The organism is Brevibacillus sp. YAE8 (genome assembly GCF_057543335.1).
The window spans coordinates 75453-94671 of sequence record NZ_BAAIYG010000002.1 but is presented as its reverse complement, the minus strand read 5'-3'; the positions used below and the strand labels follow the sequence as shown (position 1 = coordinate 94671).

Below are 19219 nucleotides of genomic sequence, written 5' to 3'. Positions count from 1 at the left end.
AGAGGATCGCTCATGGAAGAGACCAAAGAACCGAAATCGCACATACCCGTGCGGCTTAACATATTGTTTCTGATCGTCTTTCTGTTCTTTGCCGCCATCATTTTGCGGCTCGCCTTCGTCCAACTGGTGGAAGGGGAGCAGTATCGGCACGAGCTGGAAAAGTTCAGTATCCGCGAGTTGCCGATCCCTGCGCCGCGCGGCCGGATTTTGGACAAAAATGGCGAAGTGCTCGTCTCCAACAAACCTGTTTACACGGTTCAATACGTAGAAGAGCAAGGGCAGGACATCGACGAAGAAAAAGTGGCGGATCGTCTGGCGAAAATTTTGCTGCCTGACGGGGAAAAAATCGGCACAGACAAAGAGCTGCTCAAAAAGACGATCGAGCTGCGCTCCACATTGCCGATCGCTTTCAACAACGAGGAAACGAACGCGCTGAAAAACAGGGTGGCAGCCAAGCTGCAAGCCGTTCCCAAGCAGGAAGCTGTCGACAGCATGTCAGACTTCGAGCTGGTCAAAACGGCATTGTATGTCGGCTTGCGCGTGCGCTCGCCTTTTGATGACAACCAGCGCAAAGACGTTATCAAAAAGCTCAATGCCAACGCAAAAGGAGCAGGGACCGTTCTGACGGAAGACAACACCTCCGATCTGGAACTGCTCAAAATGGCGATCAGCGCAAACATGAAGCTCGTGCTCACGCTGGACAAGGAAGACCGCGACGCCTTGATAAAAGAAGTGAAGGCACAAATTCGCAAGCTTCCGGCTCCGAACGAGTTATCGGACAAATCGGACATGGATTTGTTGCGCTACGCTTCCTTGTTCGAGCTGGATGTCAATCTGCCGCTCACCGCGGAGCAACGGCAATTCCAGTGGCACAAGCTTTCGCTGTTGCAGGAAATGCGCTCTCCGCAGATGCCGAGCTACATTCCGCGCCGGGTGAAGGTGAACATCAGCGACGAAGAAATGTTCCAAATCGAGGAGCGGCGCACGGAGCTTCCCGGGATTAGCGTCGTGCTTGAGCCTGTCCGGCAAATTTTCAAAGACCCTGACGGCTCTGCCTTCGGGACTCATTTTCTCGGCTATATCAACGCCATTCGCCCTGAGAGCCTGAAAGAGTACCAGGCACAAGGCTACAATGCGATTGACCGCGTTGGCGTCACCGGACTGGAAAGCTCCTACGAAAGATACTTGCGCGGCAAAGACGGGATCATGGACGTCTACGTGAACAAAAATTCCGAGACGATCAAAAAAGAAATGCGCCCGGGCAGGGAACCGGAGCCAGGCAACGACCTCGTGCTGGCGATGGACTGGCGCTATCAGAGCAAAGTGGAAGCGATTTTGAAGGAAGAAGTAGAAGCGTTTAAAAAACGGCCTACGACGCCAAAAGAGTTCAAGGATGCGCACGTCTTGGTCATGAATCCGAATACGGGCGAGATTTTGGCGATGGCCAGCTACCCGGATTACGATTTGAACCTGTACTACGATCGCAAGGCGTTCAACCAAAACTACACCTCGCTCATTTTGCCGAACGAGTCTAACCGGTTCATTTACACGCCGTACCCGCCGGCCTCCACCTACAAGCCGTTGTCTGTCATGATTGCCCTGCAAGAAGGGCTGACAACGCCAAACGAAACGATTAATGACCGCGGCGGCCTGAATGTCGGTACGTCCTACAAGCGCAACTGGAAGCCTGGCGGACACGGGATCGTCAACGCGCGCCGTGCGCTGCAAGTTTCGAACAACACGTATATGTACGAAATGGCGATCCGCTTGGCGAGAAAAGGCAAAGAAGGCTGGGAACAACAATTTTCCGTGCTGGATTACTACAATGCCCAGTTCGGGCTTGGCGTCAAAACAGGGGTGGACCTGCCAGGCGAGAAGACCGGATGGGAAAACCCGAACTTGTACTACGGGAACTTGGCTGACGCGATGATCGGCCAGTACGACCTGTTTACCCCGATGCAGATCGGCCAGTACGTCTCTGCGATTGCCAATGGCGGATACCGGATTCGTCCGCATCTTGTCAAGGAAATACGCAAAGGTACAACCGATCCGAAGCAGAAGGGCCAGACGCTTGCGCAAATCGAGCCGCAAGTGTTGAACCGGGTCAACATTGATCCGAAGTACATCCAGGTCGTCAAAGAAGGGATGCGCATGGTTACGCAGCCAGGCGGTACTGTGCAGCGTTTCAACGGCTTGCCGTTTACCGTTGCCGCGAAATCCGGTACAGCGCAGACAGGCAGAAGCGCGGAAAACGCCCTGGTTGTAGGCTTTGCCCCTTACGAAAATCCGCAAGTGGTGTTCGTCGTGATCGCGCCAAACAGCTTGCGGGACGGAACCTCCAGTTCCGATGCGACGGGCCCGATTGCGCGTCGCCTGCTGGAAGCTTACAACGAATTGAATCCGGGAGTTCTCACAAACGGAGTCCCGATTCCCAATCCGCCCTCCTCTCATAAATAAGGGAGCGAGCCCCTCTCGTGGCAGCATCTGACCCGTTTCGGCAATTTTTTCATGCAGAGCAGGAGAAATCTTTCTGTATGGCGAATGGTAACGGTCGAGGTGAAACCGGGTGACGACTGTGAAAAGCAAGGTCACAATCAAAGGGACTAAAGAGGGTCTCGTCTTCTTTATGGATGATGCCTGTTCCTTCGACGAGCTGCTGGAAGATGTGCGTGAAAAAATAGAGCACAGTCACCAACAGATATTGTCAGGGCCACTCATACGGGTATCTATCAAATTAGGAAAACGTTACTGCTCGCCTGAACAACAGGAGCAGTTGACACAAATTATCCGGCAAAAGGGAAACCTCGTGATTCACACGATCGAAGCAGATGTAATCACGCGGGAGGAAGCTTTTGCTGAACGCTTAAAAACCCATTTTTCTATACAGGTAAACACCGTACGCTCCGGTCAAGTGTTGGAGTTTGACGGAGATTTGCTCTTATTGGGTGATGTCAATCCAGGGGGAACTGTTCGCAGTACAGGAAGCATATACGTGATGGGACATCTGCGCGGGTACGCCCATGCAGGTATTTCCGGTGATACGCAAGTCATTATTGCTGCTGCTGTAATGAGCCCGACCCAGCTACGGATTGCCGAGGTAATCAGCAAGCCAGGGGAGGAATGGACGAATAATTCCGGAGGCACAGAATTTGCCTATCTGGAAAATGAGACCATGCTCGTAGCAAAAATGAACTACCTGTCGCGAATACGCCCGGATCTTGGCGCGAAAAAGCGTGAGGGTTGAAGGGAAGAGGAGGAACGGACGTGGGTATTGGAATAGTCGTAACTTCAGGAAAAGGCGGCGTGGGCAAGACGACCACATCCGCCAATTTGGGAACTGCGCTTGCATTGCTGGGCCAAAAGGTGTGCATGGTAGATACTGATATCGGCTTGCGCAATCTCGATGTCGTCATGGGACTTGAGAACCGGATCATTTACGATCTGGTCGACGTGGCCGAGGGTGCTTGCCGCCTGCCGCAAGCGCTGATTAAGGACAAGCGATTCGAAAACTTGTCGCTTTTGCCAGCGGCGCAAACAAAAGACAAATCGGCAGTCTCTCCTGAACAAATGGAGGAAATCGTCACGCAGTTGAAGCGCGAGTTTGATTACGTCATTATCGACTGCCCGGCCGGGATCGAGCAAGGGTTCCGCAATGCCGTAGCAGGAGCGGATCAGGCTATCGTCGTGACGACGCCAGAAAAGGCGGCCGTGCGCGATGCCGATCGCATCATCGGCCTTTTGGAGCGGGAAAAAGTCGGGATGCCCAAGCTCGTCATCAACCGCGTGCGCTCTCATATGGTGAAAAATGGCGACATGCTCGATGTGGAAGATATTTTGGATTTGCTTGCCATTGACTTGATCGGTGTCGTGCCTGATGATGATTACGTTATCAAGTCTGCCAACCAGGGCGAGCCTGCTGTCATGAATCATGAATCGCGGGCAGCGCTCGCCTATCGCAATGTCGCGCGCCGCTTGCTCGGTGAAGCGGTTCCGCTGCAGCCGCTGGAGGAAAAGGCAGGCGTGTTCCATAAAATGCGTAAATTTTTTGGGCTAAAATAGGCTATGCATGGCTCCCCTTCTTTTACAGAGGGGAGTCACGTTTTCTAGGAGGAAAACATGGACCTGGAAAAACGTCACTTAAAATCAATTGACTGGACGATTATTTTGATTTTGGCAGGACTGGGTGTGTTCAGCTATCTGGGGATCTCCGGGTCGGCTGCCGGGGTGGACAAGGCCCATCAGCAGGTGATGTGGTATGTGATCGGGTTTATCGTGCTCGGCGTCACGCTGCTGTTTGACTATCGGCTGTTTCACAACCTCGCCTACGTCCTGTATGTACTCGGTCTGATTTTGCTGATCGGGGTCTTCCAGACAAAGCCGATCAACAATACGACGAGCTGGTACGATCTCGGGCCAGTCCTGTTTCAGCCCTCGGAGCCGATGAAGCTGTTTACGATTTTGACGGTCGCCCGCTTCATGGCGAAAAGGGCGGAGGACCCCGACCGCTTCTACTATTTTTACAAGCTGATTCCGGTAGCGGCGCTCGTAGGCGTCCCGCTGCTGCTTATTTTGGTTCAGCCTGACCTGGGGACGGCGATGGTCTTTACGGGGATGCTCGCCACTCTGCTGATCGTCGGCGGAATCCGCATGAAGCACGTCTTGTACTTGGTGGGCATTATCGGCAGCTTTTTTGCCGCGATGACGCTATTGTACGAGTACAAGCAGGAGATTTTTTTCAAGATCATCAAGCCGTACCAGTGGGATCGCGTCGTCTTCTGGATGGACCCTGATCTGGAACCGATGGGGCGAGGCTTCCAGTTGAAGCAGGCATTGATTTCGATTGGCTCGGGCCAGCTTTTCGGAAAAGGCATCGACACACCTACACAGGCGAGCTTTGGCTGGGTGCCTGTCGGGGAAAGCGATTTTATTTTCACGGTAATTGCGGAAAAGCTCGGCTTTGTCGGGGCCGGTCTGTTGATGATCCTGTTCTTCGCCTTGATTTACCGCATGATCCGCATCGCGATGGAAGCCAAAGATCCGTTTGGCTCCTACGTCGTAGCCGGCGTGGTCGGGATGCTCACCTTCCAAATTTTTGAGAACATCGGCATGACGATCCAGTTGATGCCGATTACGGGGATTCCGTTGCCGTTCATCAGCTACGGGGGCAGCTCGCTGATTACCAACTTTTTAATCATCGGCGTCGTCCTCAATATCGGCATGCGCAAAGACAAATTACGATTTGACTAAATGCGTGACAAATCGGAAATCGTGTGATAAAATCATCCTAAGTTAACCATTTTTACAAGTTATAGTGGTTTGGATGATTGGTTATGGAGTCGTACCGTTGTGAGAGACGTCACCATTGTCAATCGCATTGGTACGGCTTTTTTCCTTGACGCAAAAGGCTTATCTGTAAAAAAGGGGTTAACGCTACACTTTTTCGCCTCATGGGGCGAAATGTTCAGGGAGGTTTTGTTTCATGCAACAAGGTATCGTAAAATGGTTTAACGCGGAAAAAGGGTACGGGTTCATCCAAGTGGAAGGCGGAGACGATGTATTCGTACACTACAGCGCGATCCAGTCTGAAGGTTTCAAATCTCTGGACGAAGGTCAAAAAGTTGAGTTCGAAATCGTTCAAGGTAGCCGTGGACCACAAGCTGCTAGCGTAACCAAACTGTAAACTTCGACAGATTCAAAGGCAGTCTCTCAATGGGGAGACTGTCTTTTTTGCGTATGGGAGCGGTTTTGGCAAGAGGGCAAGCGGAGGAAGTCCTGGGAGCGGGCGGCATAAAGCCGGCAGACAAGTCATAAACTGGAACAAAGGCTTGGCCTGCGGAGGGATGGACATGTTCGGTGGAGCAAATCGTGTAAAAGAAAGACGGCGGGAGCGGCTGGAGCGAATCCGTACACAATCACGAGACAGTTTCTCTCCTTACGTGGACGACTGGAAGGACCCAATCGAAGTAGAGACTGATCCGTTCGGGTTTTCCTTGAAGGAAAACGACGAAGGGACGCCGCCGCCTTCTCATGAAAAATGGGGGCTGCAAATTTTTGCATCCGTCCTTTTGCTGGGGATGGCGTACTTGTTGTTCCAAACGTCGCTGATCCCGGCCAACTGGAAAGATTCCGCGCGCGAGGTCATGACGCGGGATTTTAACTTCGCGGGCGTGGCAGATTGGTACGAAGCCCGGTTCGGCCCGATTCCAACGCTGCTGCCTCAGGTTCCGGGGCCAAGCGCGGTTCCGGCGACAAGTACAGCCAAGGATGTGGCTGTCTGGAAGCTGCCTGCGAGCTGGAAAGTCGTGAAAGCTTATGAAGCGCCAGATACGAAGGTTGTGCTGGATACGGGAGTCGGCGAGCAGGTGAAAATCGGGGAGGCGGGATGGGTTTCCTACGTCGGGGAGCAGCCTGGCTTCGGGACGACTGTCATTGTCCGGCTGACCAAAGGACGGGAAGTATGGCTCGGCAATCTGGACAGTGTCGGCGTGGCAAAAGACGAGGTGTTGTCGCCCGGACAGGTGATTGGAACGGCACGGGTGGTGAACGGAACAGAGCGCCATTTGTACTTCGCAGCGAAAACAGATGAGCAGTTTGTCGATCCGCTGGAAGTGATCCCGTTTGAATAATGGCGGATGGCTGGACATACGTTTTCGCATTCACCTGCTCTTTTGGGCAGTAATCGGTGTGTCTGTGCTTACAGGCCACTTTTTGGAAGTGATTACGCTGTTTGTGATCGTCCTCATTCACGAGCTGGGACACGTGGCGATGGCTCGCGAGCTGGGCTGGCGAGTGCAGGAGGTCCAGTTGCTCCCTTTTGGCGGGGTGGCGACGGTGGAAAACAGCTACGCCACAGACCCGCTGGATGAGATTGCTGTGGCGCTTGCCGGGCCGTTTATGAACATGGTGATGATGGCAGCCTCGTACCTGTTTTGGTACACAGGCGTCTGGACGGAAGAATGGTCCCGGTTTTTTCTCGTCAGCAACGCTACGATCGCGTTGTTCAATCTGTTGCCGATCTGGCCGCTGGACGGCGGGCGGATCGTGCTGGCGATGCTTTGCTGGTTCATGTCCTACCGCCAGGCAGCACTCGTTTCGCTGGCGGGCAGCACCTTGCTCGCGGGCATTCTCGTCGGGGTGTCCGGCCTCGATCTGAAGCTCAACCTGCTCATCATCGGCCTGTACTTGCTCGCGATGAACATTCAGTCGTTTTTGCGCTTTCCGTATCAATTTTTTCGCTTTCTGGTGGAAAAGTACGGGCGCAGGCAGGAAGAAGCGGCCGTGCAGGCCATCCGCGTCCGCCCGGAGGAGACGGTGCTGGCGGTGTCGCATAAGCTGCGCCGGGGCCGCTCCCACCTGTTCTACGTGCAGGGGGCGGGACTTTTGGCAGAAGAGCAACTGCTGCACGCCCTGTTATTCGAACAAAAGCACGATGCTGCGGTGGGCAAGCTCCTGTAACGGTTAACGCTCAACGGATGCTGGCGGACGCCATTCCAGCAGCAGGCAATCGCGCAAGCTTCCTTCGTGCCATTCGGGGCGGGGAAGCTTTTTCTTTTGGCGTAGCCGTACTGCTCTTTGGCTGAAGCGTCGAGCGGGACGGGGGAAATCGCGCCTTTCTTTTTCCGAATGCCTATGTTAGATTACTTCCTGTGAGTCCGGCAATCCTGCTGGGCTGCCGGAAAAGGACGGGAATACGGAGTGTGAGTGCAGTGAGACAATTGGCAATAAGCGGCAGGGGCGGCGTGCGGATCGCATTTCTTACGGATGGGCAACTGAGCGAATGGCGGACGCAGGAGACAGGCGAGCACGTCAGCGCAGGGGATGTTTACTACGGACGGATCGCGGACGTAAAGCCAGGAATCCAATCCGCTTTTGTTGACATTGGGTGCGGGCAAAACGCTTACTTGTATGTCGATGACACGCTTCCAGCCGCGTCTGGCGAAAAGGGCAAGCCGAGCATTTCCGAGCGTGTGCAAGCGGGTCAGTATGTCATCTGCCAGGTCATCAAGGAAGGCTCAGAGCTCAAGGCTCCGAAAATTTCGCTGAAAATCAGCCTGCAAGGGCGCTACCTCGTGTATTTGCCCGTAGAGGAAGGATTGTCTCTTTCGCGAAAAATTAGCGCGCCAGAGGAACGGCAGCGGCTGGAGCAGATGATCGCGCCGCTGCTCGGAAGCAAAGAAGGAGTCATCGTGCGGACGGAGGCGGCTGAAGTGGACAGCGAGCAGTTGACGAGCGAGCTCGCCTATTTGCGCAAGCGGTGGGAGGGCGTGTGCCGGCAGGCTGCTGCGCGCAAGTCGCCCGGGCGAATCGGCAGCGATCTGGACGCGGTCGAAGCGGCGCTGCGAGAGGCGCTGGCGGAAGGGCTCGATGAAGTGGTGGTGGAGGATGGCGCTACGTTTCAGCAGGTAAAGGCAGCGCTTGCCGCCTTTGCAGCGGATGCGCAAAGCCTGCTGCGAAAACATACGGGCAAAGCGCCGCTGTTTGACGAACTGGGCGTGCAGGCCAAGCTGGAGCGGGCTCTCCAGCGCGAGGTACCGCTTGGCAACGGCGGCTTTCTCGTGTTTGACAGGACGGAGGCGATGACCGTCATCGACGTGAACACCGGCTCGTTTACCGGAGGAGGCGGCCAGCAGCGAGAGCAGGCTGTCACCGCAACCAACCTGGAGGCGGCAAAGGAAATCGCCAGACAGCTTCGGTTGCGCGACATCGGGGGCATCGTCATCATTGACTTTATTGACATGAAGGAGCCTGCCAACAAAGAAAGGGTGCTGGCGACGCTGAAAAAAGAGCTGGCCCGGGATGCAGTTCCAGCGACTGTGCTTGGAATGACGGCGCTTGGACTGGTCGAGCTGACGCGAAAACGGGTGAGAGCGAGCCTGGTGGAGCGGCTGACCGAGCCTTGTGCGGCGTGCGAGGGACGCGGGCGAGTTTTGCGTGCTGACGAGTGCCTCCGGCGTCTGCAAGACGAGCTCGCCGGACTGGCCCGTTCGCAGCAGGCGGAGGCGGCGGTCGTGGAGCTTTCCACCAGACTTTTCCCGCTCGTGGACGCCGGGGACGGGGGAACAGCCGCTGCCACCAACTGGCCTCTGCACATCTATAAGCGCGAGCAACCGCGGCTTGCCCCGGACGGCTACCGGATTACCTACGCGGGAAATGCGGCGGAGGCAGAGCGTTTGTCCGAAAACAATCGCAAAATGACTTGACTGGGCGCTTGCTGCTATGATAACCTAATGTTTGTCATGCAGCTATGTCTTGTGCATACTGTAACCGCACGAATCGGGTACATAAGTCGCCGCCAGTCGGCGCACCTGTAGAGGCGAGTCTGAGTATAGGAGGTGCACACAGTGTACGCAATTATCGAAACCGGTGGAAAGCAATACAAAGTTGAAGAGGGTTCCGTTCTCTTCATCGAGAAATTGGCTGGCAATGAAGGAGAAGTTGTTACTTTTGACAAAGTTCTCTTCGTAAGCAAAGACGGCAAAGTTACTGCAGGAGCTCCTACAGTAGCTGGTGCAACGGTAACTGGTAAAGTAGAAAAACACGGTAAAGCTGCAAAAATCATCGTGTACAAATACAAAGCCAAGAAAAACTACCGTCGCAAACAAGGTCACCGTCAACCGTTCACCAAAGTTGTGATCGAAAAGATCAACGCTTAATTTTGGTGACCTGATATGATCGAAGTGATCGTGAGCCGTGCGCAGCACGGTATCCATGAAATTAGTATTTCCGGACATGCCAATGCGGGTGCTTATGGGGCGGACATCGTTTGTTCCGCCGTATCAGGCATCAGCTTTGGTATATTAAACAGCGTGCAGCCGCTGACGGGACTGACACCGCAAGTTTCAGTCGCCCAAGAAGGCGGCGGCTTTCTGAAGTGGACGCTCGCTTCCTCGGAAGCGGCGGACATACTAGAAAAGCAGCAGCTTTTGGCTGAGAGCATGGTGATCGCCCTGTTATCAGTTGCGGCGCAGTACGGGAAATACGTAAAAGTGAATGACCATAAATGGCAGGGAGGTGTCTGATATGAACATGCTGTTTAATTTGGACCTTCAGTTTTTCGCATCGAAAAAAGGGGTAGGTTCCACTAAAAACGGACGTGATTCCATTTCCAAACGTCTGGGCGTGAAACGCGGTGACGGTCAATTCGTTACTGCCGGAAACATCCTCGTTCGCCAACGCGGAACGAAGATTTACCCAGGTGCGAACGTAATGAAAGGCGGAGACGACACTCTGTTTGCAACTGCAGATGGCGTTGTTCGTTTCAAGCGTCTGGGCCGCGATCGCAAGCAAGTTGTGATCGAACCAGTTGCTTCCGAAGCGTAAATATTTGTTCCAGGAAAACCCAGCATCGTTGCTGGGTTTTCTTTTGCTTTTCGGGCAAACGGAACAAAGCGGAACAGTTTGCGCCAAAATAGTTGGGCGCAGCCAAGTTTTCTCATTGTCCCGGCTTCTTTTATGGTACAATAGTTAGGAAAGAAATTCTTATCGACTTGGGTGAATGTGATGGGGGACGAGCGGAGACTGCTTACGCATCAGACAGACCAGTTGCTGGCCGTACTGAATCGGCAGCGGCATGACTGGTTGAACCACGTTCAGGTTCTGCTCGGCTATTTGCATATGAACCGTACTGAGCAGGGAGAGGCGCACTTGAAGCGCATCGCGCAGATGGCGATGCAGGAATCAATGGTCGCGCGTTTGAACAACTCCCTGTTGTCCGTCTTCTTCTTGACATTCAATGCGCTGAACAAGGAAATGCTTTTGGAAGTAGACGTGTGCAATGATGTGGATCTCACGCGAATAGCATTGGACGAGCAGCACTTGTTTCAGTTGGTGTCGGAGATATTATGCACAGTGAACGATCATGTAGACCAAAATGGCTACGAGCCAGCCAGTATGCACGTAAGCTTGCAGGCGGATCAACGAGGCGTTCATTTTCGTTTTGACCTGGCCGGAGAGCTGAATGCATCCGGAATGGAAAAATTGGAAAAGCTGATACGGAATAGCGAGCAAAGTACGGTGGAGGTCACCGAGTGGATACAGACGGAAGGCGAATGGGTGTTGGACTTGCTGATTCCATTCGCGCAATGAAAGAGGTGACACCATGTTTGTCGATCAGGTAAAAGTTTATGTAAAAGGCGGAGACGGTGGGAACGGAGCCGTTTCTTTTCGCCGGGAGAAGTACGTGCCGCTTGGCGGACCGGCAGGCGGCGATGGCGGTAAAGGCGGCGATGTCGTGTTTGAAGTCGATGAAGGACTGCGCACGCTCGTAGACTTCCGCTACCAAAGACATTTCAAGGCGCCGCGCGGAGAGCACGGACGCAACAAGTCGCAGCACGGAGCCGGAGCGGAGGATATGATCGTCCGCGTACCACCGGGCACGACCGTCATTGATGACGACACAAAAGAAGTCATTGCCGATCTGGTGGAGCACGGCCAGCGCGCTTTGATCGCCAAAGGCGGACGTGGCGGACGGGGGAATATCCGTTTTGCCAATTCGTCCAATCCCGCCCCACATATTTCGGAGAACGGAGAACCGGGCCAGGAGCGCTACATCGTCATGGAGCTGAAGCTGATTGCGGATGTCGGTCTGGTTGGCTATCCGAGCGTCGGAAAATCGACACTGCTCTCCAGTGTGACTGCGGCGAAGCCAAAGATCGCAGCGTACCATTTTACGACGTTGACGCCGAATCTGGGTGTCGTGGATTTGGGCGAGCAGAGCTTTGTCATGGCGGACTTGCCGGGGCTGATTGAAGGCGCGCACGAAGGTGTGGGGCTTGGCCACCAATTCCTGCGCCACGTGGAGCGCACCCGCCTGATTGTTCACGTCATCGACATGGCAGGGGTGGATGGACGCGATCCTTACGAAGATTACTTGCAGATTAACCGCGAGCTGAAGCTCTACAACCTGAAGCTTGAGGAGCGTCCGCAAATTATCGCGGCCAACAAGATGGACGTGCCGGAAGCGGCGGAAAACTTGCGACGCTTCAAGGAAAAAGTGCCGGATGTCAACGTGTTTGAGATTTCGGCAGCGACCAGACAAGGCGTCCAGGAATTGATGTACGCGATAGGCGACATGCTCTCGACGATTCCGGACAAGCCGACGGTCGAGGAAGTTGTAGAAGTGGAAGAGCGCGTGGTGTTCCGGGCGGAAAAAGAGCCGGAGCCATTCGAGATTACCCGCGACAACGATGTGTTCGTGGTCAGCGGCGAGAAAATCGAGAAGCTGGTGCGCATGACGAACCTCAACAGCTATGACGCCGCTCAGCGCTTCGCAAGACAGATGCGCAGCATGGGCGTGGACGAGGCATTGCGCAAGCACGGCGCAAAAGACGGGGATACCGTTCGGATTGGCAAATTAGAGTTTGACTTTGTGGAGTGACAAACAAAAATGATTGATATCCCATCCCTTACCCCTTTCATGGCGGACAAACGCCTCCAACGCGGTGCTTCTTTGCCGATGATGATCTCAAGACAGGTCAAAGCGCCCATTCAAGTAATGGTAGAGCATGTCAAAAGCAGTTATCTCGTTGTCTCTCTTGAGATGAAGGCCGAAGCAAGGACCGAACTGCTCGGATCAACGGTACGTGTTCGGTGGGAATCGGATGCGGCTATTAACACGATTGATCTGGAAGTCATTTCAGAAGAAACGGTCTGGCCAATCAAGCTGTTGGCGATGGTTCCGGTCAGCGTCGGCGTCGAGATTGTGGCAGGCCGCAAGCAGGAGCCCATCTCCCCGGGAATCGACATCCGCGTCCCGTACAAGGTGATGGGGGCAAGGCCGATCGAGGAAAAAGGAGAGGCTGTGCTGCTGAAGCTTTCCCCCACACGGCTTATTCTCGGCACAGAAGGCTACGTGGCAAAGGGAGAGTTTCTCCACCTCTCGTTCACAGTTCCGTCGACTGGCCAGGAAATCGTCATGATGGCAAAAATCGTGGAGAAAACTTTCGACGACAAGCAAACCGTGATCGAGTTGATTTTTACGGATATCAATGAAAAGCATCACCAACTCATCAAAGATTACTATAAAAAACTCACGTCTGCCGCTTCTTCCTGAGGAAGCGGTTTTTTTTCCTTTGCTGTTCCCGCGAAGAAGGTATATAGTAGAGTACATAGAGTTCTGAATCGAGCCTGTTCACCTGGTGGATTTGTTTTGTACGCTTTCCTGAATATCACTTTGTGAAATCTTGCACTTTTGATTATTCTACGCTGTTGTGTTGCTTCAGTTTGTGAAAAATATTACAAGCACATAGGCTTTTCGGTATTTTGGGAGAATGGCGGCCGTTACTCGTATGAACAGGCATCGAGAAAGAAGGCCTCTATTCCAAAGCAAAGGAGGACGTTTTTCTATGTCTCAAACAACCACGCAACAAGCTCAGGCGGAAGTAGCAAGCACCGCTACCCTGGCACCTGAGCAGCAAATGGATGTACTCGATCAGTTGATGAAGCCAGAAATTCAAGAATCCCTGAATGTGTTGGTGGCAAACTTGCCGAAGCTGGCCGAGATGACAACCATCCTCACCAAAACGTACGACCTGGTACAAACCGTAGCCAACGACCAAGTGCTCATCGAAGACATCAAGGGCGGCGTGGAAGAGTTCGTCAAGCCGATCTCTGACAAGGCAAAAGGCATCGCACAAGCGGCGATCGAAGCAAACGACCGCGCGCACGCGGAGGAATCCACTATCGGTTTGTTTGGCATGCTCAAAATGCTGAAAGACCCGCAAGTACAAAAAACATTGCGTTTCGCCCAGGCATTCCTGGAAGTTTTGGCAGAGCGCCAGCAGCAAAAACGCTAATTACGATAACCTACGAGAGACAAGGACGGAGGATTGGGCATGGCGAAGCATATTCTCATTTTGGGCGGCGGCTACGGCGGATTGCTGTCCGCTTTGACTGCACGTAAACACATGACGGCTGAAGAAGCGACGATCACGGTTGTGAACCGTTTCCCTACGCACCAAATCATCACGGAGCTGCACCGCTTGGCAGTAGGAAACCTGTCTGAGCAAAACGTGGCGCTGCCACTGGAAAGACTGCTGCGCGGCAAAGATATCAACCTCGTGATTGATACTGTGGAAAAAATCGGCCTCGAATCGCAGCGTGTGACGCTGGCGAGCGGCGAGTCTATCAAATACGATGCACTGGTAATCGCGCTGGGCAGCGAGACGGCATTCTTCGGCATTCCTGGCCTGCAAGAGTACAGCTTCACGCTGAAATCGGTAGAGGAAGCAAACCGTCTGCGCGCGCACCTCGAAGAGCGCGTAGCAGAGTACAGCAAGAGCAAAAACAAGGCAGATGCCACCTTCGTGGTTGGCGGTGGCGGCCTGACCGGGATCGAGCTGGTTGGCGAGTTCGCCGACATGCTGCCGAACCTGTGCCGCAAATACGGCGTAGATTTTGCAGACCTGTCCATCTACTGTGTAGAAGCAGGACCATCCATCCTCGCAGGCTTTGCCCCTGACCTGGTAGAGCGTGCGAAAACAAGCCTGGAAAAACGCGGCGTTCAGTTCCTGACGGGCGTTCCGGTAACTGAAATGAAAGAAACGACGGTATGCTTAAAAGACGGCAACACCATCGAAACCAAAACAATGGTTTGGACAGGCGGCGTGCAAGGCAATCGCGTAGTGGCGGAGTGCGGCATTGAAGTAAATCGCGGCCGTGCAACCGTTACCGAATACTTGCAATCCACTTCTCACCCAGAAGTATTCCTCGCAGGCGACAGCGCGGTCGTGATGGGACCAGAAGGCCGTCCATACCCGCCGACTGCGCAACTGGCATGGCAAATGGGCGAAGTGGTGGGCTACAACCTGTTCGCGCACTTCAACGGCTCCAAAATGGACACGTTCAAGCCGGTATTCTCCGGTACGCTGGGCAGCCTGGGCCGCAAAGACGCCATCGGCACCATCGGCGCAAGCCAACTGAAGCTGAAAGGCTTGCCAGCTACCTTGATGAAGGAAGCGAGCAACGTGCGCTACCTGACTCATATCAACGGCCTGTCCTCGCTGGCCTACTAATTCATACGAGTAACACGCACAAAACCCGGGATCTGGCATCCCGGGTTTTTCCTATTTCAGCGAGCAAAGGTGCAGATCACTCTGGCGGACTTATTTGTTGCCGCTCGGATCTTCGACGATGTTCGGGGATTGCGCCATTTTTTTGCCGCGCAGATCAGCGCCAAACTGATCCAGGCTGCTCGGCTTCCCGGCCGGGTGATTGTTGCGGCGCTCTGATTTGTCCGACTTTCCGCGTCCTGCCATCTGTCTTTCACCTCCTCTTCCTCAACCGCTTTTAGTTTGCGCGAAGCGCGCCAAGCTCATGTAACCCGAGTGAACCGAATCAGGTTGGGTGAAAAAAATTGGCGTTCAAGGATTGTCACAGCGGACGGTATCCGTTATAATGTCCTCTATGAAGAAACAACTGTTTTTCTCAGGAGGACACGACGGTGAAACGGGAAGAGAAGTTCTACTTGATACGATCTGACATCTTACCAGAATCTATCGTGAAGACGATCGAAGCGAAAAAGATGCTGGAATCCGGCGAAGTGGACACCGTGAATGAGGCAGTGGAGCGGGTGGGACTGAGCCGAAGTGCTTTTTACAAATACAAGGACGGTATCTTTCCCTTCAATGCCATGATGAGCGAAAAGATCATGACGATCACGTTTTCGCTGGAGCACATGTCCGGTTATTTGTCCAAGGTGCTCACGTACGTAGCAGAACAAGGCGGGAACGTGCTGACGATCAACCAGACGATTCCGCTGCAAGGGATTGCCAACATTTCCATGTCTGTCGATATGGCCAACCTGCGCGTATCCAGCACGGAATTTCTGGAAAGCTTGCAAGAAATCCCCGGCGTTCGCAAAGCGATGATCGTCGGCAGAGGGTAAAAGAAGGGTAGGAGGAGAGAAACAATGGAGAAGCAAAGCATCAAGCTGGGGTTAATGGGGTTTGGCACAGTAGGGACAGGGGTTGTCCGCATCATCCAGGCGCATCAGGACGACTTGCAAAAGCAGACGGGACTGGGGATTGAGATTACGAAAATTCTCGTGCAGGACGCCGAGAAATCCCGCAATATCAGTTCCATGGATAATCTGCTGACGACAGAACCTGCTGAGCTTCTGGATGATCCGGACATTGAGGTGATCGTCGAGGTCATCGGTGGCATCCATCCGGCGAAGGAGTACATTCTCGCAGCACTGGAGCGCGGCAAGCATGTGGTGACAGCCAACAAAGACTTGATGGCGCTGCACGGCGCTGAAATTTTGAACAAGGCGCAGGAAAAAGGCTGCGACGTGTTTTACGAAGCGAGCGTGGCAGGCGGCATTCCGATCTTGCGCGCGCTGGTGGAAGGCTTCTCCTCTGACCGCATCACCAAAATGATGGGCATCGTCAACGGGACGACCAACTACATTTTGACCAAAATGAGCCAGGAGGGGGCAGACTACAGCGACGTTTTGAAGGAGGCGCAAGCGTTGGGATATGCGGAGGCGAATCCTACCTCTGACGTGGAAGGCTTCGACGCGGCCCGCAAAATGGCGATTCTGGCGACGCTCGGCTTCCGCGTACCGATGAAGCTCGAAGACGTGGACGTCAAAGGAATCAGCAAAGTGAGCAAAGAGGACATCGCCTACGGCAAGCAACTGGGCTATGAGATCAAGCTGCTGGGCCTGGCGAGACGCGATGGGGAAGCGATCGAGGTGAGCGTGCAGCCGACAATGGTGCCAAAATCGCATCCGCTGGCTTCCGTCAACGGCGTGTTCAACGCAGTGTACGTTCACGGCGAAGCGGTTGGCGAGACGATGTTCTATGGGCCGGGCGCGGGCGAGCTTCCGACTGCGACCGCAGTCGTGTCCGACCTCGTTACCGTTGTGAAAAACAGAAAGCTCGGGGTAAACGGACGCGGAATGGTCGCTCCGTACAAAGAAAAAATTCTCAAGGACGACAGCGAAAAGCTGTCCAAATACTTCCTGCGGATCGTAGTGACAGACAAGCGCGGCGTTTTGGCGCAGATCACCCAGCTTTTGGCTGACAAAAACATTTCCCTGGAGCAAGTCATCCAGCAGCCGTACAACAATGGCGGCGAGGCGGAAATCATCATGGTGACGCACCTGTCCTCGAAAAGCGACATGGACGGAGTCATTGCCTACATGGAACAAATGGACATCGTGTCCAAGATTGAAAGCTGCTACCGGGTAGAAGGGGGAGACAAATAATGAGTTCGGATCGACAATCTGGCATCATCGCACGCTATCGGGAGTTTCTTCCGGTTACGGACAAGACACCGCTCATCAGCCTGCACGAAGGAAATACACCGTTGATTCACGCGCCAAACCTGTCCAAACAGCTCGGCGTCGAGCTGTACGTGAAGTACGAGGGGCTGAACCCGACAGGCTCGTTCAAGGACAGGGGCATGGTGATGGCTGTCGCCAAGGCAGTAGAGGAAGGCAGCAAAACGATCATGTGCGCTTCCACCGGCAACACGTCGGCTGCTGCCGCTGCTTACGCCGCGCGCTCCGGCTTGCGCTGCATCGTGTTGATTCCGAGCGGCAACATCGCCCTCGGCAAGCTGGCGCAAGCGATCGCGTATGGCGCGGAAGTGATCGCCATCGACGGCAACTTCGACGAGGCGCTGAACATCGTGCGCGAAATTACGGCGAAAGAGCCGATTACGCTCGTCAATTCCGTCAACCCGTACCGGATCGAAGGGCAAAAGACAGGAGCGTTCGAAGTGTGCGACGCCTTGGCTGACGCACCGGACATTTTGGCGATTCCCGTGGGCAACGCCGGAAACATCACCGCCTACTGGAAAGGCTTCAAAGAGTACAAGAAAGCGGGCAAATCCAGCCGCTTGCCGCACATGTACGGCTTCCAGGCAGCGGGAGCGGCGCCTCTCGTGCTCGGACAGCCTGTACCCAATCCGGAGACGATCGCAACAGCAATCCGCATCGGCAACCCTGCGAGCAAGGATGGCGCTCTGAACGCGATCGCCGAATCGAACGGACTCGTCGACAGCGTGACGGACGAAGAGATCATGCAGGCGTACCAGCTTTTGGCGAAAAACGAAGGCGTCTTCTGCGAACCGGCATCTGCCGCATCGCTGGCGGGCATCATCAAGCTGCATCAGGCCGGAAAGCTTCCACAGGGCGTCAAGGTTGCTTGCGTTTTGACCGGAAATGGCCTGAAAGACCCGAACATCGCCCTGAAGCTCGTAGGCGAGGAGCCGCGCTCGGTGCCTGCGACACATGAAGCCGTCATGCAACTGGTTCGCCAGAGCGAAAGCGAAGTCGTGTCATGAGCGAGCAGCGCGTAAAAGTAGCGATTCCCGCAAGCACAGCCAATCTGGGGCCGGGCTTCGATGCTTTGGGAATGGCTTTTCAACTGTATTCGGTAGTGGAAATGGAAGTAAGCGAGCGGACAACCGTCGAGCTGGTTGGAAAAGAGCTGGAAGGGACGCCGGCAGACAAAAGCAATCTGTTGTATCAAGTAGCCGCGGGCTTGTTTGCAGAAGCCGGGCTGGCAGTTCCGGAGCTGGCGATACGGGCTTCGAGCGACGCTCCCTTGACGCGCGGGCTGGGCAGCAGTGCCGCGGCGATTGTCGGCGCGCTGGTGGCGGCGAATCAGCTTGCCGGGGAGCCATTTACCCGCGAAGAGCTGTTCGCACGGGCAACAGCGATGGAGGGACACCCCGACAATGTGGGAGCCTCGATGTTTGGCGGCATCATCGTGGCGACCATGCCGGAAAAAGCGGGGGAGCCCGTCCCGTATGTTCGCTTCGCCCCTCCCGCCGGGTTGCAAACGCTCGTCGTCATCCCGGATTTCATGCTGGAGACGCAAAAGGCGCGCAACGTTTTGCCGCAGGTGTACAGCAAGGAAGATGTTGTATATAATGTGGGACATAGCAGTTTGCTCGTTGCCGCATTGGCACAAGGCAGACTCGACCTGATGGGACGGGCTATGTCAGATCGGCTGCACCAGCCGTATCGCGCTAAACTTGTACCTGGCTTGAACGAAATCCTGGACAAAGCGACTGAGCACGGTGCCGTAGGCGCTGCCTTGAGCGGCGCGGGTCCGACGATTCTTTGCTTCTTTTCTACCGCAGAAGAGGAGGGACGACTGCGCGCATTCGTGGACAGCGTGATGAAAGGGCACGGCATTACTTACCGTGTCATGATTTTGCAGCCGGACGAAAATGGCGTACAAGTAGAAATCCATCAGAGATAGAG

At 54.4% G+C, this 19219-nt stretch carries 21 protein-coding genes and 1 other annotated feature; of the genes, 20 read left to right on the top strand and 1 reads right to left on the bottom strand.

Annotation, left to right across the window (positions count from 1 at the left end):
* The first annotated feature begins 12 nt into the window (after positions 1 to 12).
* From AC27IT_RS03395 to AC27IT_RS03320, 16 genes are all read left to right on the top strand, one after another.
* Positions 13 to 2457 carry a peptidoglycan D,D-transpeptidase FtsI family protein gene (locus tag AC27IT_RS03395; protein WP_007782419.1) on the top strand — a complete coding sequence of 815 codons (2445 nt, stop codon included), beginning with the start codon at positions 13 to 15 and terminating at the stop codon, positions 2455 to 2457.
* A 109-nt stretch (positions 2458 to 2566) separates the two neighbouring features.
* Positions 2567 to 3244 (top strand): septum site-determining protein MinC, encoded by a 678-nt coding sequence (gene minC / locus AC27IT_RS03390; RefSeq protein ID WP_005832362.1) that lies wholly within the window; start codon positions 2567 to 2569, stop codon positions 3242 to 3244.
* Positions 3245 to 3264: 20 nt separating this feature from the next.
* Positions 3265 to 4059, top strand: coding sequence for a septum site-determining protein MinD (gene minD, locus AC27IT_RS03385; protein ID WP_007782416.1), 795 nt, complete (start codon positions 3265 to 3267; stop codon positions 4057 to 4059).
* Positions 4060 to 4116: 57 nt separating this feature from the next.
* The gene (gene rodA / locus AC27IT_RS03380) at positions 4117 to 5247 is read left to right on the top strand and encodes a rod shape-determining protein RodA (RefSeq protein WP_005832368.1); all 1131 of its coding nucleotides are present in this window, start codon (positions 4117 to 4119) and stop codon (positions 5245 to 5247) included.
* Between the two features lie 232 nt (positions 5248 to 5479).
* Positions 5480 to 5680: a cold-shock protein gene (locus tag AC27IT_RS03375; RefSeq protein WP_005832370.1), complete on the top strand. Its 201-nt coding sequence runs from the start codon at positions 5480 to 5482 to the stop codon at positions 5678 to 5680.
* A 166-nt stretch (positions 5681 to 5846) separates the two neighbouring features.
* A complete protein-coding gene (locus AC27IT_RS03370; protein WP_005832372.1) occupies positions 5847 to 6626 on the top strand; it encodes a M23 family metallopeptidase in 780 nt (259 codons plus the stop codon).
* Complete coding sequence (locus AC27IT_RS03365; RefSeq protein ID WP_005832374.1) at positions 6619 to 7455, top strand: M50 family metallopeptidase; 837 nt, start codon at positions 6619 to 6621, stop codon at positions 7453 to 7455. The genes AC27IT_RS03370 and AC27IT_RS03365 overlap by 8 nt, the downstream gene beginning before the upstream one ends.
* Before the next feature lie 251 nt (positions 7456 to 7706).
* A complete protein-coding gene (locus AC27IT_RS03360) occupies positions 7707 to 9200 on the top strand; it encodes an Rne/Rng family ribonuclease (protein WP_487091587.1) in 1494 nt (497 codons plus the stop codon).
* 52 nt (positions 9201 to 9252) lie between these two features.
* Positions 9253 to 9331 (top strand) — a sequence feature (ribosomal protein L21 leader region).
* A gap of 10 nt (positions 9332 to 9341) precedes the next feature.
* The gene (gene rplU, locus AC27IT_RS03355) at positions 9342 to 9653 is read left to right on the top strand and encodes a 50S ribosomal protein L21 (RefSeq protein ID WP_005832378.1); all 312 of its coding nucleotides are present in this window, start codon (positions 9342 to 9344) and stop codon (positions 9651 to 9653) included.
* Positions 9654 to 9668: 15 nt separating this feature from the next.
* Complete coding sequence (locus AC27IT_RS03350) at positions 9669 to 10019, top strand: ribosomal-processing cysteine protease Prp (protein ID WP_005832380.1); 351 nt, start codon at positions 9669 to 9671, stop codon at positions 10017 to 10019.
* A 7-nt stretch (positions 10020 to 10026) separates the two neighbouring features.
* Complete coding sequence (gene rpmA / locus AC27IT_RS03345; protein ID WP_005832382.1) at positions 10027 to 10320, top strand: 50S ribosomal protein L27; 294 nt, start codon at positions 10027 to 10029, stop codon at positions 10318 to 10320.
* A 180-nt stretch (positions 10321 to 10500) separates the two neighbouring features.
* The gene (locus tag AC27IT_RS03340) at positions 10501 to 11085 is read left to right on the top strand and encodes a Spo0B C-terminal domain-containing protein (RefSeq protein ID WP_005832384.1); all 585 of its coding nucleotides are present in this window, start codon (positions 10501 to 10503) and stop codon (positions 11083 to 11085) included.
* A gap of 13 nt (positions 11086 to 11098) precedes the next feature.
* Complete coding sequence (gene obgE / locus AC27IT_RS03335; RefSeq protein WP_487091586.1) at positions 11099 to 12376, top strand: GTPase ObgE; 1278 nt, start codon at positions 11099 to 11101, stop codon at positions 12374 to 12376.
* A gap of 9 nt (positions 12377 to 12385) precedes the next feature.
* Positions 12386 to 13051: a PilZ domain-containing protein gene (locus AC27IT_RS03330; RefSeq protein WP_005832390.1), complete on the top strand. Its 666-nt coding sequence runs from the start codon at positions 12386 to 12388 to the stop codon at positions 13049 to 13051.
* A gap of 292 nt (positions 13052 to 13343) precedes the next feature.
* Positions 13344 to 13793 (top strand): DUF1641 domain-containing protein, encoded by a 450-nt coding sequence (locus AC27IT_RS03325; protein WP_005832392.1) that lies wholly within the window; start codon positions 13344 to 13346, stop codon positions 13791 to 13793.
* Between the two features lie 39 nt (positions 13794 to 13832).
* Positions 13833 to 15011, top strand: coding sequence for an NAD(P)/FAD-dependent oxidoreductase (locus AC27IT_RS03320; RefSeq protein ID WP_005832394.1), 1179 nt, complete (start codon positions 13833 to 13835; stop codon positions 15009 to 15011).
* 90 nt (positions 15012 to 15101) lie between these two features.
* On the opposite strand, the gene AC27IT_RS03315 is transcribed toward AC27IT_RS03320, so the two are convergent.
* On the bottom strand, positions 15102 to 15254 hold the full coding sequence (locus AC27IT_RS03315; protein WP_007782400.1) for a hypothetical protein: 153 nt from the start codon (positions 15252 to 15254) through the stop codon (positions 15102 to 15104).
* Between the two features lie 185 nt (positions 15255 to 15439).
* On the opposite strand from AC27IT_RS03315, the gene AC27IT_RS03310 reads away from it, so the two are divergent.
* The 4 genes from AC27IT_RS03310 to thrB are packed head-to-tail and all read left to right on the top strand — an operon-like array spanning position 15440 to position 19217.
* Positions 15440 to 15883, top strand: coding sequence for an ACT domain-containing protein (locus tag AC27IT_RS03310; RefSeq protein WP_005832396.1), 444 nt, complete (start codon positions 15440 to 15442; stop codon positions 15881 to 15883).
* A 24-nt stretch (positions 15884 to 15907) separates the two neighbouring features.
* Positions 15908 to 17209, top strand: a complete 1302-nt coding sequence (locus AC27IT_RS03305; protein WP_005832398.1) for a homoserine dehydrogenase — start codon at positions 15908 to 15910, stop codon at positions 17207 to 17209.
* Positions 17209 to 18291, top strand: a complete 1083-nt coding sequence (gene thrC, locus AC27IT_RS03300) for a threonine synthase (RefSeq protein WP_005832399.1) — start codon at positions 17209 to 17211, stop codon at positions 18289 to 18291. Before AC27IT_RS03305 ends, thrC begins: the two co-directional genes overlap by 1 nt.
* Positions 18288 to 19217 (top strand): homoserine kinase, encoded by a 930-nt coding sequence (thrB, locus tag AC27IT_RS03295; RefSeq protein ID WP_487091585.1) that lies wholly within the window; start codon positions 18288 to 18290, stop codon positions 19215 to 19217. Before thrC ends, thrB begins: the two co-directional genes overlap by 4 nt.
* The last annotated feature ends 2 nt before the right edge of the window (positions 19218 to 19219 follow it).